At 32.6% G+C, this 16,560-nt stretch carries 16 protein-coding genes and 1 pseudogene; 9 read left to right on the top strand and 8 right to left on the bottom strand.

Features of this window, described 5'->3' with window-relative positions:
* Positions 1-284: pseudogene (locus ACKVOD_RS03960) on the bottom strand (hydroxymethylbilane synthase); the annotation flags it as partial.
* A gap of 41 nt (positions 285-325) precedes the next feature.
* Positions 326-1,630 (bottom strand): glutamyl-tRNA reductase, encoded by a 1,305-nt coding sequence (gene hemA, locus ACKVOD_RS03955; RefSeq protein WP_409208181.1) that lies wholly within the window; start codon positions 1,628-1,630, stop codon positions 326-328.
* 228 nt (positions 1,631-1,858) lie between these two features.
* On the opposite strand from hemA, the gene ACKVOD_RS03950 reads away from it, so the two are divergent.
* The 6 genes from ACKVOD_RS03950 to ACKVOD_RS03925 all read left to right on the top strand — a co-directional run bounded on the left by ACKVOD_RS03950 (position 1,859) and on the right by ACKVOD_RS03925 (position 7,219).
* On the top strand, positions 1,859-2,731 hold the full coding sequence (locus ACKVOD_RS03950) for a helix-turn-helix transcriptional regulator (protein WP_409208180.1): 873 nt from the start codon (positions 1,859-1,861) through the stop codon (positions 2,729-2,731).
* A 56-nt stretch (positions 2,732-2,787) separates the two neighbouring features.
* Positions 2,788-3,801 (top strand): ferrochelatase, encoded by a 1,014-nt coding sequence (gene hemH / locus ACKVOD_RS03945; protein ID WP_409208179.1) that lies wholly within the window; start codon positions 2,788-2,790, stop codon positions 3,799-3,801.
* A 69-nt stretch (positions 3,802-3,870) separates the two neighbouring features.
* Positions 3,871-4,425, top strand: a complete 555-nt coding sequence (locus tag ACKVOD_RS03940; protein ID WP_409208178.1) for a CopD family protein — start codon at positions 3,871-3,873, stop codon at positions 4,423-4,425.
* Positions 4,426-4,427: 2 nt separating this feature from the next.
* On the top strand, positions 4,428-5,900 hold the full coding sequence (locus ACKVOD_RS03935; RefSeq protein WP_409208177.1) for a sensor histidine kinase: 1,473 nt from the start codon (positions 4,428-4,430) through the stop codon (positions 5,898-5,900).
* A gap of 10 nt (positions 5,901-5,910) precedes the next feature.
* Positions 5,911-6,693 (top strand): enoyl-CoA hydratase/isomerase family protein, encoded by a 783-nt coding sequence (locus ACKVOD_RS03930; protein WP_409208176.1) that lies wholly within the window; start codon positions 5,911-5,913, stop codon positions 6,691-6,693.
* A 127-nt stretch (positions 6,694-6,820) separates the two neighbouring features.
* The gene (locus ACKVOD_RS03925) at positions 6,821-7,219 is read left to right on the top strand and encodes a hypothetical protein (protein ID WP_409208175.1); all 399 of its coding nucleotides are present in this window, start codon (positions 6,821-6,823) and stop codon (positions 7,217-7,219) included.
* A 92-nt stretch (positions 7,220-7,311) separates the two neighbouring features.
* Here the strand turns inward: ACKVOD_RS03925 and ACKVOD_RS03920 are convergent, their stop codons facing one another.
* The 3 genes from ACKVOD_RS03920 to ACKVOD_RS03910 all read right to left on the bottom strand — a co-directional run bounded on the left by ACKVOD_RS03920 (position 7,312) and on the right by ACKVOD_RS03910 (position 9,907).
* Complete coding sequence (locus ACKVOD_RS03920) at positions 7,312-7,977, bottom strand: HD domain-containing protein (RefSeq protein WP_409208183.1); 666 nt, start codon at positions 7,975-7,977, stop codon at positions 7,312-7,314.
* Between the two features lie 150 nt (positions 7,978-8,127).
* Positions 8,128-9,114, bottom strand: coding sequence for an acyl-ACP desaturase (locus tag ACKVOD_RS03915; protein ID WP_409208174.1), 987 nt, complete (start codon positions 9,112-9,114; stop codon positions 8,128-8,130).
* Positions 9,115-9,175: 61 nt separating this feature from the next.
* On the bottom strand, positions 9,176-9,907 hold the full coding sequence (locus tag ACKVOD_RS03910) for a lysophospholipid acyltransferase family protein (protein ID WP_409208173.1): 732 nt from the start codon (positions 9,905-9,907) through the stop codon (positions 9,176-9,178).
* Positions 9,908-10,033: 126 nt separating this feature from the next.
* On the opposite strand from ACKVOD_RS03910, the gene rnpA reads away from it, so the two are divergent.
* The 3 genes from rnpA (at position 10,034) to ACKVOD_RS03895 (ending at position 12,946) form a co-directional block, all read left to right on the top strand.
* Positions 10,034-10,426, top strand: coding sequence for a ribonuclease P protein component (gene rnpA / locus ACKVOD_RS03905; RefSeq protein WP_409208172.1), 393 nt, complete (start codon positions 10,034-10,036; stop codon positions 10,424-10,426).
* 91 nt (positions 10,427-10,517) lie between these two features.
* Positions 10,518-12,155, top strand: a complete 1,638-nt coding sequence (locus ACKVOD_RS03900; RefSeq protein ID WP_409208171.1) for a S41 family peptidase — start codon at positions 10,518-10,520, stop codon at positions 12,153-12,155.
* Positions 12,155-12,946, top strand: a complete 792-nt coding sequence (locus ACKVOD_RS03895; protein WP_409208170.1) for an OmpA family protein — start codon at positions 12,155-12,157, stop codon at positions 12,944-12,946. The genes ACKVOD_RS03900 and ACKVOD_RS03895 overlap by 1 nt, the downstream gene beginning before the upstream one ends.
* Here ACKVOD_RS03895 and ACKVOD_RS03890 read toward each other — a convergent pair whose 3' ends face one another.
* Genes ACKVOD_RS03890 through ACKVOD_RS03880 form a run of 3 tightly spaced genes read right to left on the bottom strand, consistent with a single transcriptional unit; the run spans position 12,947 to position 16,470 of the window.
* Positions 12,947-13,393, bottom strand: coding sequence for a GNAT family N-acetyltransferase (locus ACKVOD_RS03890; protein ID WP_409208169.1), 447 nt, complete (start codon positions 13,391-13,393; stop codon positions 12,947-12,949).
* A gap of 5 nt (positions 13,394-13,398) precedes the next feature.
* Entirely contained in the window at positions 13,399-14,370 is a 972-nt protein-coding gene (locus tag ACKVOD_RS03885; RefSeq protein ID WP_409208168.1) for a DUF4837 family protein, read from the bottom strand.
* A gap of 48 nt (positions 14,371-14,418) precedes the next feature.
* Complete coding sequence (locus ACKVOD_RS03880) at positions 14,419-16,470, bottom strand: LysM peptidoglycan-binding domain-containing protein (RefSeq protein ID WP_409208167.1); 2,052 nt, start codon at positions 16,468-16,470, stop codon at positions 14,419-14,421.
* Positions 16,471-16,560 lie beyond the last annotated feature (90 nt).

Here is a 16,560-nt window from a genome sequence, read left to right as displayed (position 1 = left end):
GCAGCTTGAACAATTCCAATAGGTAAAGCTGTAGGTACATCTTTCATAGAATGTACTGCAATATCAACTTGACCATTTATCATGGCTATGTCAAGTGTTTTGGTAAAAATTCCAGTGATTCCGAGTTCGTAAAGTGGTTTGTCAAGTTGGATATCTCCTTGCGATTTTACGGCAATAATCTCGGTTTTAAAACCTAAATCATTTAGTTTTTTTTCAACAGTATGGGCTTGCCAAAGAGCTAATTCGCTATCACGAGTTCCAATTCTTATACATTTTTGAGCCATGCTTTTTTGGGACTTTTAGAAATTAACAATCCTTAGGTTTTTTAAGACAGATTTATTTTGTATTTATCTTCGATTATTGAAGGCGTTTTTTTGGGTGTTTGTAATCCTATTTGGAATACTTTTTCAATCCATTCAATACTATCATCTACGTTTGAGTTTTCATCTTTAAGATGACTTGCAAATTGATTGGTGATTTTTTGGATAATTTTTTTGCTAATAATCTCCGCTTGTTCTTCATCAAAATTAGATGATTTCTTTTTTTGAAGCAGCAATTCTGAGGCTGCCATTTCATTTAATTTAGCTTTTAATGCATGAATAGTTGGAGCATATTTTCGTCCATTCATCCAGGTAATAAATTCTAATTTAACATCTTCAATAATCGCTTCGGCTGCAGGAATGTGTTGCTTTCTTCTTTCTAAAGTATCATCTGTCATTTGTGACAAATAATCTAAATGAACTAGAGTAACACCAGGAATTTGCTCCACATTTGAATTCACGTTTTTAGGAATCGATAAATCCAAAATTAAAAGAGGCTTTTTTAGATTTAAAATGTTTTTGTCAATAGTAGGGTTTTGTGCGCCGGTAGCCACAATCAATACATCTGCTTTTTGTAATGCTTGATGTAAATCGCCATAATCTTTAACTATAAGATTTAGTTTGCCTGCTAGTAATTCTGCTTTATTTTTGGTTCTATTGATTAGCGTAATGTGATCATTTTTGGTGTGTTTAACCAAATTTTCACATGTGTTTCTGCCAATTTTTCCTGCTCCAAACAACAAAATGTTTTTATCGCCAATGTCTGTTACATTCTTGATTATGTATTGAACCGATGCAAAAGAAACTGAAGTGGCTCCTGAACTAATTTCGGTTTCATTTTTTATTTTTTTACTGGCCTGTATTACTGAATTAATTAGTCTATCTAAAAAAGCGTTAATTAAACCTAATGATCTTGATTCGGCAAAACTGGTTTTTATTTGACCTATAATTTCAAAATCACCTAATATTTGACTATCTAATCCTGTTCCTACCCTAAATAAATGACTTATTGCTTCATGGTTTTTATAAACAAATCCCACTTTTTGAAATTCTTCAACTGTGCCGGCGCTATTTTGACAAATCAACTTGATTAATTGAAAAGGATGCGCTGCATAACCATAAATTTCCGTGCGATTACAAGTAGAAGTTACAATCAAACTGTCTAAACCTTCTTGTTTAGCCTGAAGTAATACGTTTCTTTTTGCTTTAGAATCTAAACTAAATTGACCTCGAACCTCAGCATCTGCTTTCTTGTAGCTCAATCCAATAGCGTAGAAAGTTTTGTGTTTCGATAAGTTTAGATTTTCCATGTAATATTAATTCTAATCAGCTTGGCAAATTTAGACCTAAGCTTTATATTAAAGTAACGCTAAAAGTACTTTTTGTATCGTTAGATGATTTTTTAAGCCATAATTAAATTTTTAGCGTTATTTATTATAAATTTGTACTGAAATCAAGTCTTTTTAAATTACTTATATAGATTTATTCTAAATAATTAGGAGGTGCGATTCTGAAAATTTTTACAAAAAAATATCGCTATGGGTTCACAAGAAGAAATAAAAATTGAAAGTGATTTTACATTAATTCGCTTTCAAAATGATGAAGGTGAGAATTTTCGAGTAAATAGACAGGTTAATCAAGGGCTTATTCAATTTCATTTTGGCATCAAAGGAAAAGCTAAATTTGTATTTAATGACGGCAATTATGCTTTGGATTTGAAAGAAGAAAAGGCGCTTTTGTTTTATAACCCACAAAAAGAATTACCCCTTAATTTAGAAATTGCTCCCAACTCTTGGGTAATTTCTGTTATCATTTCAATTCAGAAATTTCATGGATTATTTTCTTCAGAATCGGAACATATTCCGTTTTTAAGTAAAGACAATAAGGATAAAAAATATTATAAAGAAACCGAAATAAGCCCATCAATGGCGATTGTTTTGAACCAATTATTCCATTATAATTTGCATCCATCCATAAAAAACTTATACTACAAAGGCAAAGGCTATGAATTATTAAGTTTATATTTTAATCGAACCGAAGATCCAAATGCCGAGCAATGCCCTTTTTTGATCGATGAAGAAAATGTTTTGAAAATAAAAAAAGCTAAGAAAATTATATTGTCTAATATTGCCGAACCTCCAAGATTACAAGAACTAGCCGATGAAATAGGGCTTTCTTTAAAGAAACTAAAAATGGGTTTCAAGCAAATTTATGGCGATACCGTTTTTGGTTTCCTCTTTGATTATAAAATGGATTCTGCTCGAAAATTATTGGACAGCGGATCCTATAATGTAAATGAAGTTGGATTGAAAATTGGATACAGTACAGGAAGTCATTTTATTGCTGCTTTCAAGAAAAAATTTGGCACTACCCCGAAGAAATATTTGATGGCTTTGAATCCAAATACATAAAACAACTACATAGAAAACATTCAACAATAAAAAAAATTAGTTCAAAAAATAAAAAAATGAAAGGAGTATTATTAGTAAACTTAGGTTCGCCAGAAAGTCCAACCGCAAAGGATGTTAAACCCTATTTAGATGAATTTTTAATGGATAAATATGTGATTGATGTTCCGTATTTATTAAGAGCCTTGTTGGTTCGTGGAATAATTCTACAAACGCGTCCCAAAAAATCGGCGGAAGCGTATGCCCGAATTTGGACTCCAGAAGGTTCGCCTTTGATTGTGATTTCGAAAAAAATGCATCAAAAAGTCGCCAAAAAAGTCAATATTCCTGTGGCTTTAGCCATGAGATATGGAACAATAACCATTTTAAAAGGATTACAAGAGTTACATGATAAAGGAGTTACTGAGGTAATGCTTTTTCCTTTGTATCCCCAACATGCTATGGCATCAACCACCACGATTTTAGTGTTGGCAGAAGAATTACGTCAGAAATATTTTCCTGAAATGAAATTTACTGTTGTCCCTGCGTTTTACAACAAGCCCGATTACATTAAAATATTGGCCGAAAGTATCAAAAAACATTTAGAAGGATTCGATTATGACCATTTGTTGTTTTCTTACCACGGAATTCCAAAAAGACATATTCGCAAGACCGATATTACCAAATCGCATTGCAAAATAGACCGCACTTGTTGCAGTACACCTTCGCCAGCACATGAGTTTTGCTATAGCCATCAGTGTTATGAAACCACAAAATTGGTAACCGAATATTTAAATATCCCTAAAGATAAATATAGTCAAACTTTTCAATCCCGATTAGCTGGAGACAAATGGTTAACGCCATATACCGATGTTGAAATCAACAAAATGCCAGAAAAAGGCATTAAGAAATTAGCCGTGGTTACCCCAGCATTTGTATCGGATTGTCTAGAAACATTAGAAGAAATTGCTATGGAAGCCAAAGAGGAATTCATATATCACGGTGGCGAGGAATTTACAGCTATTCCGTGTTTGAACGATGAGGAGCAATGGTGTGATCTTGTTACTAAATGGATAGAAAATTGGAGAAAATAACTTATCGCCACGAATTCACGAATTATAAATAAATAATTTGTGAATTCATGGCTAATTTAAAATGAACAAATGGAATTCTATAACTACCTAAAATCCCTACATCTCATCTTTGTCATCACTTGGTTTGCTGGACTTTTTTATATAGTTCGGTTGTTTGTGTATCAAATTGAGGCAAATGACAAACCATCGCCAGAGAAAGACATTTTGCAAAAACAATACAAAATAATGACCTATCGTTTGTGGTATATTATTACTTGGCCTTCTGCTGTTTTGGCTAGTTTTTTTGCTTTTTGGATGTTGTTTTTTACGGATATTGGAAATGTTTGGTTGCGAATGCCATGGATGCATGTTAAACTTGGCTTTGTTTTTGTGCTGTATTTATACCATTATAAATGCCATAAAATTTACCTAGAATTGCAAAATAATACCGTCAAATACTCCTCCAACTTTATGCGATTGTGGAATGAAGGCGCAACGATAATCTTGTTTGCTGTAGTTTTTTTGGTGATATTAAAAAATGCCGTAAATTGGATTTATGGTGTTGTTGGAATTGTATTATTTTCGGTATTGATCATGCTTGGCTTTAAGTTATATAAAACGATTAGAGCAAAAAACAAATCCTAAATATGTTAAAAGGCTTCAAAATATCAATGCTTTCGTTGCAAATCAGGATTTTCCTTTCGATGATAGTATTGATAATTGTAGCTTCCATTTTATTAGCTTCCATTTCTATCATTCAATTCAAAAATGAAGCTAAAATTTACCATCAAGAACGATTAGACCGAAAGGAAGATGCTATTAAAGAAAATATCAATTATGTGCTTAGCAATACTACTTACCCTCTTTCGCCAAACAATCTGTCTTTAATTTTTAAAGATAAAATTCACGAATTATCAGATATTCATAATCTCGAAATCAATATTTATAGTCTTGATGGAAAACTTTTAAAATCTTCTAAATCAAAATTTTCTGTTGATGCAGTAGCGCCTCCAATACCTAAATACATTATAAAATTAGTGCAATCTTCCATCGAAAAAAGATTTGTAGACATTAGAAATAGTAACGGAAAAAAGAATCGATCTTCTTATAGCTTAATTAAAGACGACATATTTAAACCTTTAGGAATCCTAAATTTACCTTATGTAGAAGATGATAGTTATTATCAAACCGAACTACAAAATTTTTTAATGCGATTAGCACAAGTATATAGTTTTATGCTTTTTGTGGCTTTTGCAGTGGCTTATTTTCTATCATCCTATATCACAAAATCATTAAAAACTATTTCTGATAAATTGAGCGAAACCAGTTTGACCCAAAAAAACGAAAAAATTGTCCTCGAAGCCAATAGCAAAGAAATCAATCTTTTGATTAAAGCCTACAATGCTATGGTTGACGAATTAGAAGAAAGTGCACTGAAATTAGCTCAAAGCGAAAGAGAGGAAGCTTGGCGCGAAATGGCCAAACAAGTGGCGCACGAAATTAAAAACCCTTTGACACCAATGCGATTAACGGTTCAAAGTTTTCAACGAAAATTTGATGCTAATGACCCGAATCTGAAACAAAAACTTAATGATTATTCTGAAACCTTGATACAACAAATTGATACTATGAGTTCAGTCGCATCAGCTTTTTCTAACTTTGCCTCAATGCCTGCACAACAAAACGAAACATTAAATGTTGTTGATGTCGTAGAATTGACCCTTGATATTTTTAATGAAGATTATATTCAATTTATTGCCGATGAAGTAGAAATTGTTTCAAAAATTGATCGAACACAACTTATTAGAGTCATAACCAATTTAGTTAAAAATGCAATTCAATCTATTCCTGAAAATCAGGAAACTAAAATGGTTTTGGTCAATATAAAAAGAGATTTAAACCATGTCATTATTACGGTTTCAGATAACGGAATAGGAATTTCTTCTCTAGATTCCAACTGGATTTTCGAACCTAAATTTACAACAAAATCTAGTGGAATGGGGTTAGGTTTGAGTATTATTAAAAACATTATCGAAAATTATAACGGAACAATTACCTTTGAAACTGAATTTAAAAAAGGAACTACTTTTAGAGTTTCTTTACCAATAATCAACACCTAAAAAGGGAATTATGATATCAGAAAACATAATTTTAAAACACGAAAAAGGCATTGCTACTATTTATATCAATCGTCCAGAAAAGCTAAACGCATTGAATAAATCCACCATTCAAGAATTGCACGAAGCCTTGAAAATAGTTGATGAAAATCCCGATGTTCGTGTAATTTTAATCAGTGGCAGTGGCGAAAAAGCTTTCGTGGCAGGAGCGGATGTAGCCGAATTTGCACACTTTAACTCTCTAGAAGGTTCGCAACTTGCTGCACACGGACAACAAATACTGTTCGATTATATCGAAAATATGAAAACGCCAGTAATAGCCGCTATTAATGGTTTTGCCCTCGGTGGCGGACTGGAGTTAGCGATGGCGTGTCATTTCAGAATTGCTTCGGATAATGCCAAAATGGGATTGCCCGAAACCTCATTAGGTTTAATTCCTGGTTATGGTGGCTCCCAACGCTTAACTCATTTGGTTGGCAAGGGCCGAGCCATGGAAATGATTCTAACCGCTGGAATGATCGATGCCGAAACCGCAAAAAGTTATGGTTTAGTAAATCATGTCGTGACACAAGTGGAGCTTATTAGTTTTTGTACAGGAATTGCTCAAAAAATAATGCGAAATTCCCCACTAGCTATTGGAAAAGCTATCGAAGCCGTTAATGCCAATTATGTTTCAGGTGTCAATGGATTTGATGTGGAGATACATAATTTTGGAACCTGTTTTGCTACCGACGATTTTAAAGAAGGGACAACGGCATTTCTAGAGAAACGAAAAGCCGAGTTTAAAGGCAATTAAAGAAGTGTTCGGTACCTGAACTAATCAAAATCACCACTTCAAATATCAAATTATTATACTTTTTTGATATTGTAATATCATATTATTATATTTTTGTGGACCTTTCAAAAATTTAATTCCAAAAAAAATGTCTTTTCAACCCGTATTTGCCCAATTTTGGGAAAAAGTAAAAGAAAGCATCGAAAACCATACCTACGCCAAATTAACTTTGGCAAAAACCATTGGCGACACCGAACTGAAAAACATTTATGTTCGGCCGGTTTTATTAGAAAATGATGTGTTTAGCCTTTCGGTTATCGCCCGTTACAAAACCGAAGAAATAGAGAGTTTTCATTCGATAGAAGAAGCTTTTTTTGTATTAGCACCCTATATAAACAATCCGTTTTTAACTGCATTATTATTCACTACTGAAAACGATATTACTTTTAAACTCAACAAAAAACGTGTGGGAAGTATTATCGAGCAAGCACCAACATTCAAAAACGCTTCGGATGTGATATTGGAAATGAAGGAAAAAGGAATTTGATTGCTGATTAACTATTTTTGATTTCAGAAGTTTAAAAATTCACCAAATCAACAATCATTTTATCTATCAACACAAAAACTGAACACTGAATACTACTTCTCCCCGTCCCATTCGTCATAAAACTGCGAAAGGAATTTTTCCATAAAAAGGTGTCTTTCTTGCGCCATTTTTTTGCCAGTTTCGGTATTCATCTTGTCTTTTAGCAGTAATAATTTTTCGTAGAAATGGTTGATTGTTGGAGCTTTGCTATTTTTATATTCTTCCTTGGTCATATGAAGGTTTGGAGCAATATTAGGGTCATAAATAGCTCTATTTTTGAAACCTCCATAATTGAATGTTCTGGCAATGCCAATGGCACCAATAGCGTCTAATCTGTCGGCATCTTGAACGATATTTAATTCAATAGAAGAGAAGGTCTTTTTTGTATTTCCACCCTTAAAAGAGATGTTTTCTATAATATTGACGATGTGTTGAATTGTGACTTCATCTACATTTTCGCTTTCAAGAAATTCACGGGCAATTTTCGGCCCAATGGTTTCATCTCCTCCCGAAGCGTCGGGATAAAACTTGCTATCAGCAATATCATGAAGTAAAGCCCCTAAAGCCACAATTAATAGATTACATGTTTCGCCTTGAGCAATTAAAAGTGCATTTTTAAATACTCTTTCAATGTGAAACCAATCGTGTCCGGCTTCGGTATTTTTAAGCTTTTCTTGGACAAAAAGAGTGGTATTCTGGATCAAATCTGGATTCATTATGTTAACGGTGTTTTATAAAAAAAAAGCTGATTTTTAAAATGTTAATTTCAAAAATCAGCAATTCAATATTTTAATTAATTTCAATGGCAATTTCAATAGCAAAAATCTAAAATCATTACCCGAAAGCTTTGCTCGAACTGACGAAGCAATCTACAATCTAGCCGGTTCTACCCATTTGAACTGAAATGATTCTTGAGGAATGACCAATCTTTCCGAAATTCTAGCCATTCTAGCCGGTAACTTCATCAAATAATCTCTTGCTTTTTCGGCTTCGTCGGTCAAACTTCCAATTTTATCAATTTCCCATTTCTCGATTAGTTTTTGCAAAATATCCACATAGTCATTGGCAGTATAAACTCCAATTCGTTGGGCAGAATCTGAAAAATGTTCAAAAGCAGAGCTAATTTTTTGTCCTGACTCTCTCAAGAAATGAGCTGGCATAACAATTTTTGCTTTCATCATGTATTGAAAAGCCAACATCATTTCGCTTGGATCAATTTTGAAAATCTGATTTACAAATTCGCTGTATGCCAAATGGTGGCGCATTTCGTCGCCAGCAATCATCTTGCACATTTTAGATAATTTGGCGTCGCCATAACTTTTGGCCAATTGCGAAACTCTATTATGCGAAACATAAGTAGCTAGTTCTTGAAAACTCGTATACACAAAGTTTTTATACGGATCTCTTCCGGTTCCAATATCAAAACCATCTCCAATAAGATGTTGGGTTGTCATTTCGATTTCGCGCATGTTGACACGACCCGATAAATAAAGGTATTTATTCAATAAATCACCATGTCTATTTTCTTCCCCTGTCCATTGGCGCACCCATTGTGCCCACCCATTTCTTTCTAGATTGTCTACTCCTTCTACTTCCATCAACCAGTTTTCGTAGGTTGGCAAAGCTTCTTCGGTAATCATATCGCCAACCATAGCTACCCAAAAATCATACGGTAAATCTTTGGATATTTCTCTCAATTCTTTTACTTCTTCTAGAAAATTATCACCTTCGGAATTTGGCAAAAAATCTGATGGTTGCCAAATTTTTTCTACTGGAATTAGATATTGGTCAACGTAGCTGCTAACGTTTTTTTCTAAAAGTTGCATTACTTCTAATCGAATGTTTTTTATTGACATCTTCAATGTTAGATTAAGGCGTTATATTTAAGTTTCCCCTAAATTTGATACCTATTATACTTTATTTAATAGCTTTAATAATTTCACTCTCGGTATGTACAAATAGCTCATCAAATGACACTTCATTAACCGAAAGAGGCTTATGAACTGTAAAGGTAAGATGATTTCCCAAACCTAACGGAAAAAATCCAAATTTTACCATTTTCCATGAATTATTTATTGTAATTGGCACTACAAAAGCTGATGGCGCATTTTTACATAATATTTTTAATCCCGTTTGTGCAAATTCTTTTGGTTTTCCGTTTTTGGAGCGTGTCCCTTCGGGAAAAATAACCGCTGAGCGTTGGTGTTTTTCTATATATTCCGCGAGTCCTTTTATTGTAGGGATGGCTTGTTTGGGGTCTTTTCTATCAATAAGTACCGAACCGCCATGCCTTAAATTATAAGAAACACTAGGAATCCCCTTCCCCAATTCTTTTTTGCTAACAAACTTGCAATGAAATTCACGTAAATACCAAATCATAGCAATTATATCATACATGCTTTGATGGTTAGACACAAAAATCAGAGGAGCGTTTTTCGGGATTAATTCTCTGTTTACAAAGGTATATCGAGTGCCTATTAAATTAGTGCATCTTAATAACATAAAATTCAAATAATCCACGCTTTTTTTATGGGCTTGATACCCAAAAACGTTGAAGCAAATCCACTGAATAGGATGAAAAATAACTAAACAAAGACCAAAGCACAAATAATAAATAACGGATATTGGATACGAAATTAGTTTTTGCATCTTTAAAAAATTTAAATGCAAAAATAAGAAATATATTTGTAGCCAGATTTTAATCCCAAACAATATTCCCATTTGGCGTATAACTGTACCTTTGTCCAATACTATTTTTGACTTTTTATCCAAAAAATGAACTTCACCTACCCAAAAAACGAAAAGCTAAAAAGTAAAATCACTATAGATTTGCTTTTTTCTCAAGGCAAATCGGTTTCAAAATACCCTTTGAGATTGGTTTATGTAGCCAGTGATTATGGCATTGCTGAAGATTCAGACCAAAAACTAAAAATGGGAGTTTCGGTTTCTAAAAAATATTTCAAAAATGCCGTTGACCGAAATTATTTCAAGCGTGTACTTCGTGAAACCTATCGATTGAACAAACATTTGCTGATTGACCATCTTGAAAAACCCTATGCTTTTATGTTTTTTTACCAAAGTAAAGATCGATTAACCTACGAAGAAATCAACACCAAAACCATTCAGTTGTTTGAAAAATTTGTACTACAGCTGAAAAAGGAAGGATGATGATTTTTGTTTATTCGCTTAATCCATATATTGATGATATATTGATGATTTATTGCTATTTTAGTACATTCAAATTAAGTCCGTTAAAATCATGATTCCAATCTTTAAAAAAAAATACATTCTTCCGGTTGTTGCATCTGCTTTTCTTTATGTTAGTGTTAGTTTCAAAGACGATTACTTTGAAATTGCCAAACAAATAGAAATATTTACCACTCTTTTTAGAGAGCTCAACATGAATTATGTTGACGATACCAATCCAGGAGAATTGATGGATAAAGCGGTCAAAAGCATGCTGGCTAGCTTGGATCCTTACACGGTTTATTTTAATGAACAAGACGTAGTTAAATTTAAAATAAACAATACTGGGGAATATACAGGTATTGGAGCTCAAATATCACGCAAGAATGATGAACTAATAATCAAAGAACCCTATAAAAATTTTCCAGCAGATAAAGCGGGACTCAAAGCAGGTGATGCCATTATCCAAATTGGAGATATCCTCTTATCGGATTTCAAAGACGATGCTTCACAACTTTTTAGAGGCGCCAAAAACAGCAAAATAAACATTACATACATTCGCCAAGGAAAAACCATGACCACACAAATCATTCTTGATGAAGTAGAAATTAAATCAGTACCATTTTACGGAAAAATAGATGATAAAACGGGATATATTGTATTAACTCACTTTACCAAAAAAGCATCTCAAGAAACCAAAGAAGCTTTGGAGCAATTAAAAAAAGAGGGTGCCGAAAGAATTGTCCTTGATCTAAGAGGAAATCCCGGTGGACTCTTGAATGAAGCTGTCAATATTTGTAATTTATTTGTTCCAAAAAATGAGATAATTGTCACCACAAAATCAAAAATAGAAAAACACAACAATACCTATAAAACCTCTCGTGAACCTGTAGATACTGAAATCCCATTGGTTATTCTTGTTAACGGAAAAAGTGCTTCGGCATCTGAAATTGTCTCAGGAGCTTTACAAGATTTGGATCGTGCCGTTGTTATTGGAAGCCGAAGTTATGGTAAAGGATTGGTTCAAAGGCCTGTTGAATTAACTTATGGAACGCAGCTAAAAGTGACCATTTCTCGCTATTACACCCCATCAGGTAGATGTATTCAGGCATTAGATTATGCTCATAAAGACAAAAATGGAGTAGCCACAAAAACAGATGCTAAAAACTATAATGCTTTCAAAACTCGAAGAGGAAGAACAGTATATGATGGGGGGGGCATACAGCCTGATATTGAATTGGAGGAAACAAAATCAAATCCGATTATGGATGCCTTGGTTAAAAATGACGGAATTTTTAATTATGCTAGTCGTTATTATTACAAAAATCCGAATTTAGGAAATCAAATACCAGCAATTTCTGATGCTGATTATCTTGATTTTAAAACCTTTTTGAAAGAACAAAAATTTTCGTTTGATACTGAAACCGAACTCGCTTTGAAGAAAACTTTGGTTGCTGCCAAAAAAGAAAATATAGACGAAAACATCAACAAAGAATACCTGCAATTGCAAGCTGCGCTTCAAAAAAGCGAAGAAAATTTATTAGACAAACATCAAAAAGAAATTAAAAATTTGTTGATAGACGAAATCATTTTACGCTACCAATATCAAGAAGGTTTGTACCAATATTATCTTAAAAACAACTCCGAAATCAAAAAAGCTGTGAACCTGTTAAATAATAGCTCCGAGTATAAAAGCATCTTAAAAATGTAATGAATAAAAGAATATACATACTTTTTTTTTTCTTCTTTAACTGGCTTTCAGCTCAGGAAAAAGGGACGGAATCTGTGTATTTTGAGTTTGACAAATTCGATTTGAATCCATCTCAAATTAACACCATCAAAGACCTGTTGCATTCCTCTGCTACTCCTCGTTTCGATGCTATTCAACTGTATGGCTATTGCGATGATCGTGGGAGTGAGAATTACAATTATAATTTGTCTAATAAAAGAGTAGCAAAGGTTCAGGAAATTTTACTCGATTATAGCATTTCTCAAAATCAGATTTATATTTGCGAAGGAAAAGGACGAGTAATTATTAATAAAGACACCATCAAAAATCTAGATGAAATTAGGGATAAAAACAGACGAGTCGATTTAATATTTATCAAAAACACTACTCTTACTTCATTTCCTGCTTCGCCAAAATTGGGCGATTTGATTGTTCTGGACAAGGTAGTATTCGAAATGGGCTCGAGTGTTCTTACTTTAAAAGCAAAAAAAGAATTAGAAAAAGTGATTGCTTCTATACAAAAATTCAAGTCAATCCGTTTTGAAATCAAAGGTCATGTTTGCTGTACTTCGAGTAAATACCTTGACGCTATTGACAATGAAACTGACGAAAGGAATCTTTCAATAAATAGAGCAAAAAGGGTTTTTTCGTACCTAAGATCCAAAGGAATAAATCCCTATCGGATGTCTTTTAAAGGTTTTGGAAATCGTTTCCCACTTGGTAAAGGAGATGAGTTTGACAGACGAGTCGAATTCCTAATTACTAGATTGTAGCTATCCTCTTTGCATCTCAATATGCGGAATATCATCTTCTAGATACATAGCACTAGTTTGAATAAACCCCTGGCTTTCATAAAACTTTTTTAGATATAATTGAGCACCAATGGTTATTTGGCTTTCGCCAAAATGCAATGCAATACAAGCTATAGCCTCTTGCATCAATTTTTGTCCCCATTTTTTATCTCTATAATTAGGATCAACCAAAACCCTTCCTATTGAAGCATTATCAAAAGAAATTCCTGCATTGAAAAGTCTAGCATAGGCCACAATTTTACCATCAAATGTTCCTAAAAGATGAAGTGCTAATTTATCTTTTCCATCCATATCATGGTAAACACAATTTTGTTCCACAACAAAAATGGCACTTCTTAAACTCAAAATTTCATATAATTCGTTTACTGTAAGTGATTCAAAAGGTTTTATATTCCAGTCTAATCCCATAATTGTTATAAAATAGTAATTGATTTGATAATTGACTCTAATTCGTGCATTAAATCCCGCTCTTCTTTCGAAGGAGAATAGCAAAATCCTTCTAAAACTAAGATTCTATTGTGTTTCTCATCCGCAATAGAATAATTAACAAACGGCCCTGACATAAAATCATTTTTTAATTCCCAAGTACCTTTAGTTTCGAATGTTTCATTACCTGCTAGTTTTAATTTAAATAAATAAGGAGCATACCCTTCATCCGTAATCATATTGGTATCTAGTTCGGTACCTCTAATGTATAATTTCCCTATAGAATCTCGCATTTTAATTATGCTTTCAATAACATTATTGTCCTTTTTTAAAGTGGTATAAGGCAGCTGATAAATCAATATATTGGTGTTTCCGCTAGGAATTTCTTTTTTCAGCCAAAGAAATTGGTTGTTTTGATAAGAATACAAATAACCCGAAGGAATTTTTAAAGTAATATGGAATTTTTTGGTTATTTTTTCGATATTCAGCAGCGATAAACTTGTAATTCTTTGATTTTCTGCTATTTCTGTTTCCTTACTGATTTCAATTATTTTTGGAGCACTACTCTGAAGTATTTTCAAGATTTCGGAAGTTGTTTTTCCCGAAATACGAAATACTTTTTGAGGTGTTGCAAATTGGTTTCTGGTTAAAGAAAATTCATTTATATTTTCTTTCTTAACAATAATAATGATTCGGCTATCAGTAACAAATCCCTCCATCAATTTGGCAGGATATTGATTTATAGTAAATAGTGGTTCTTCTTCTGGTAATCCGATTACAGGTGATGCAAACTTATTTCTTATACTATCACCAACTTCGCCATTCCATAATTGGTCGTCGATGATCACCGAAATAGTATTGATTTTGCCAGTTGCTTTTCTAAGAGTATTAACATTCTTTTTTTCACATGAAAAAAAAAACATAGTGGTGAAAAGCAATAAAAAAAGGGTTTTATTCATTTTATACTAATTATGAATTAAAATCCAAATTTATAGAAGATAATTATATTATCCGTTAATTTTTAATTTCATTCCTGGTTTTAAATCTTCACTTCTGATATCATTCCATTTTTTAATATCTGAAATACTTACGCCAGGATATTTTTTGGCGATGCTATATAAAGAGTCTCCTTTTTTAACAAAATAATTAATCTCTTTGTTTTTAGAAGCTGAAGCCAAATTATCTTTCTTCTTGAATGAATTGGTTGATTTATTTTCTTGAGTAGCTATTTCACTTTGCGCAACAATTAATGTGCTCCCCAAGGCGATATTAATGTTTTTTAAATTATTCCATGTTTTTAAATCCTCAACCGTAGATCCAAATTTCTTAGCTATATTGCCTAAATTATCACCTTTTTTTACAATATACTCTACGTTATCAACTTTAGCAGTTGCCACTGATTCTTCTTTAGTAATTGTTTCATTTATAGCAATTTGTAATGAAGCTCCCAATTGGACTGAATTAGTAGTAAGATGATTCCATTCTTTTATTTCGGCCAAAGTAACATTGTGTTTTTTGGCAATCGAACTCAAATTATCTCCCTTTTGAACGATATAAAAAGCAGCGATTTCAGTAGTTAAATTATCTGTATTAACTAGTTTCTTCTCTTTTTCTTCGTTGATTAACTTAGATTCTGTTGATACTATTGGCTGATTAGTAGCTTTTGATACAGTAGCAATATTGTTTTCTTTAGTGCCTTTTATAGCATTAGTGTCTTCAAGATAAATTTTCAAGCTTTTCCCACGAGCAACATTGTTGCCTTTAATGTAGTTCCACTTTTTTAAATCTGCAATAGTTACATCATATTTATTGGCTATTCCACTCAGATTATCACCTCTTTTTACTATGTAATATTTTGTTTTAGAAAGCGATATCGGCTTTTGAATTTTATTCAATGTGTCTTTTACTGCAATGGCTTTTGAAACCTGAAATGGTTTTTCTCTATTGTTTGCTTCAAATTCAGTATAAGCATAAATCTTATCTTCATTAGATGTAAAAACAGCAATTTTATCCTTTGGCAATCTTAAAAAATGGCTTTCCTCTTCATAAAACGGAATAACATTCATTTTATAAGAAGGATTCAAAACCTGTAATTGACTTACTGGAATATCTAACAAATCCGAAATTTGTTTGAAAGACATTTCCTTATTAATTTGTATGGTGTCAGTCGCGAAATGTTTAACAATAGCTCTATCTGGCTTAATACCATGTTCTTTATGGTATTCATAAATGTACATGGTAGCTAAAAAAGCAGGTACATATCCTTGTGTTTCTTTAGGTAGATTTTTTCTAATATTCCAATAGTTTTGTTGTCCGCCAGAACGTCGAATAGCTTTGGCAACATTCCCTGGTCCTGAATTATAGGATGCTAAAACCAAATCCCAATCTCCAAAAATAGCATACATATTAGCCATATATTGGGCGGCAGCATCACTTGCTTTTATAGGATCGCTTCGCTCATCAACATAAGAATCAATTTTAAGATTGTATTGTTTTCCGGTTTGATACATGAATTGCCACAAACCAGTAGCTCCCATTCTAGAAACTGCTTTTGGGTTCAAAGCTGATTCAACAACAGCTAAATATTTAATCTCTAACGGTACATTTTGTTTGGCAAGTGCCTCTTCAAACAACGGAAAATAATATTCAGAAACAGCCATTAATCTTTCAAAAGCTTTTTTTCTGTTTTTTAAGAATGATTTGATGATATTTTCAAGACCTACATTGTATTCGATATTGAAAGGAGATTTAGCATCCATTACTTTAAGTCTTGATTTGAGTAAGTCTGTAGACAACTCATAATCGACTTTTTGGTCAATGTTAATGGTTTTTATATCATCAGAAATAGTATTGTAAGTATCTAAATTAGCTAATTCTTTCATCCAAAGACTATCAACACAAGATGCCATTTTGTCTTTGACGAAAGTTTTTTTGATAGAGTCTAGGTAGAAATTTTTTATTTCAGTTTTTGCAAATCCTTTGTTTTCAACAACTTTTTGTGAAAACATAGAAATTGACAATAATAGAAAAAACGATAGGGCAGTGTTTTTTATATTCATATTTTTTTAATCAACTTACTATAATTCAAACGATTAAAAACAAATCGTTTTTGCAAACATAATACGTTATAACTAAAAATTTCAGTAAAA

This window comes from Flavobacterium sp., from assembly GCF_046155325.1.
Taxonomy (GTDB): domain Bacteria; phylum Bacteroidota; class Bacteroidia; order Flavobacteriales; family Flavobacteriaceae; genus Flavobacterium.
This window is presented reverse-complemented; position numbering and strand designations above follow the sequence as displayed.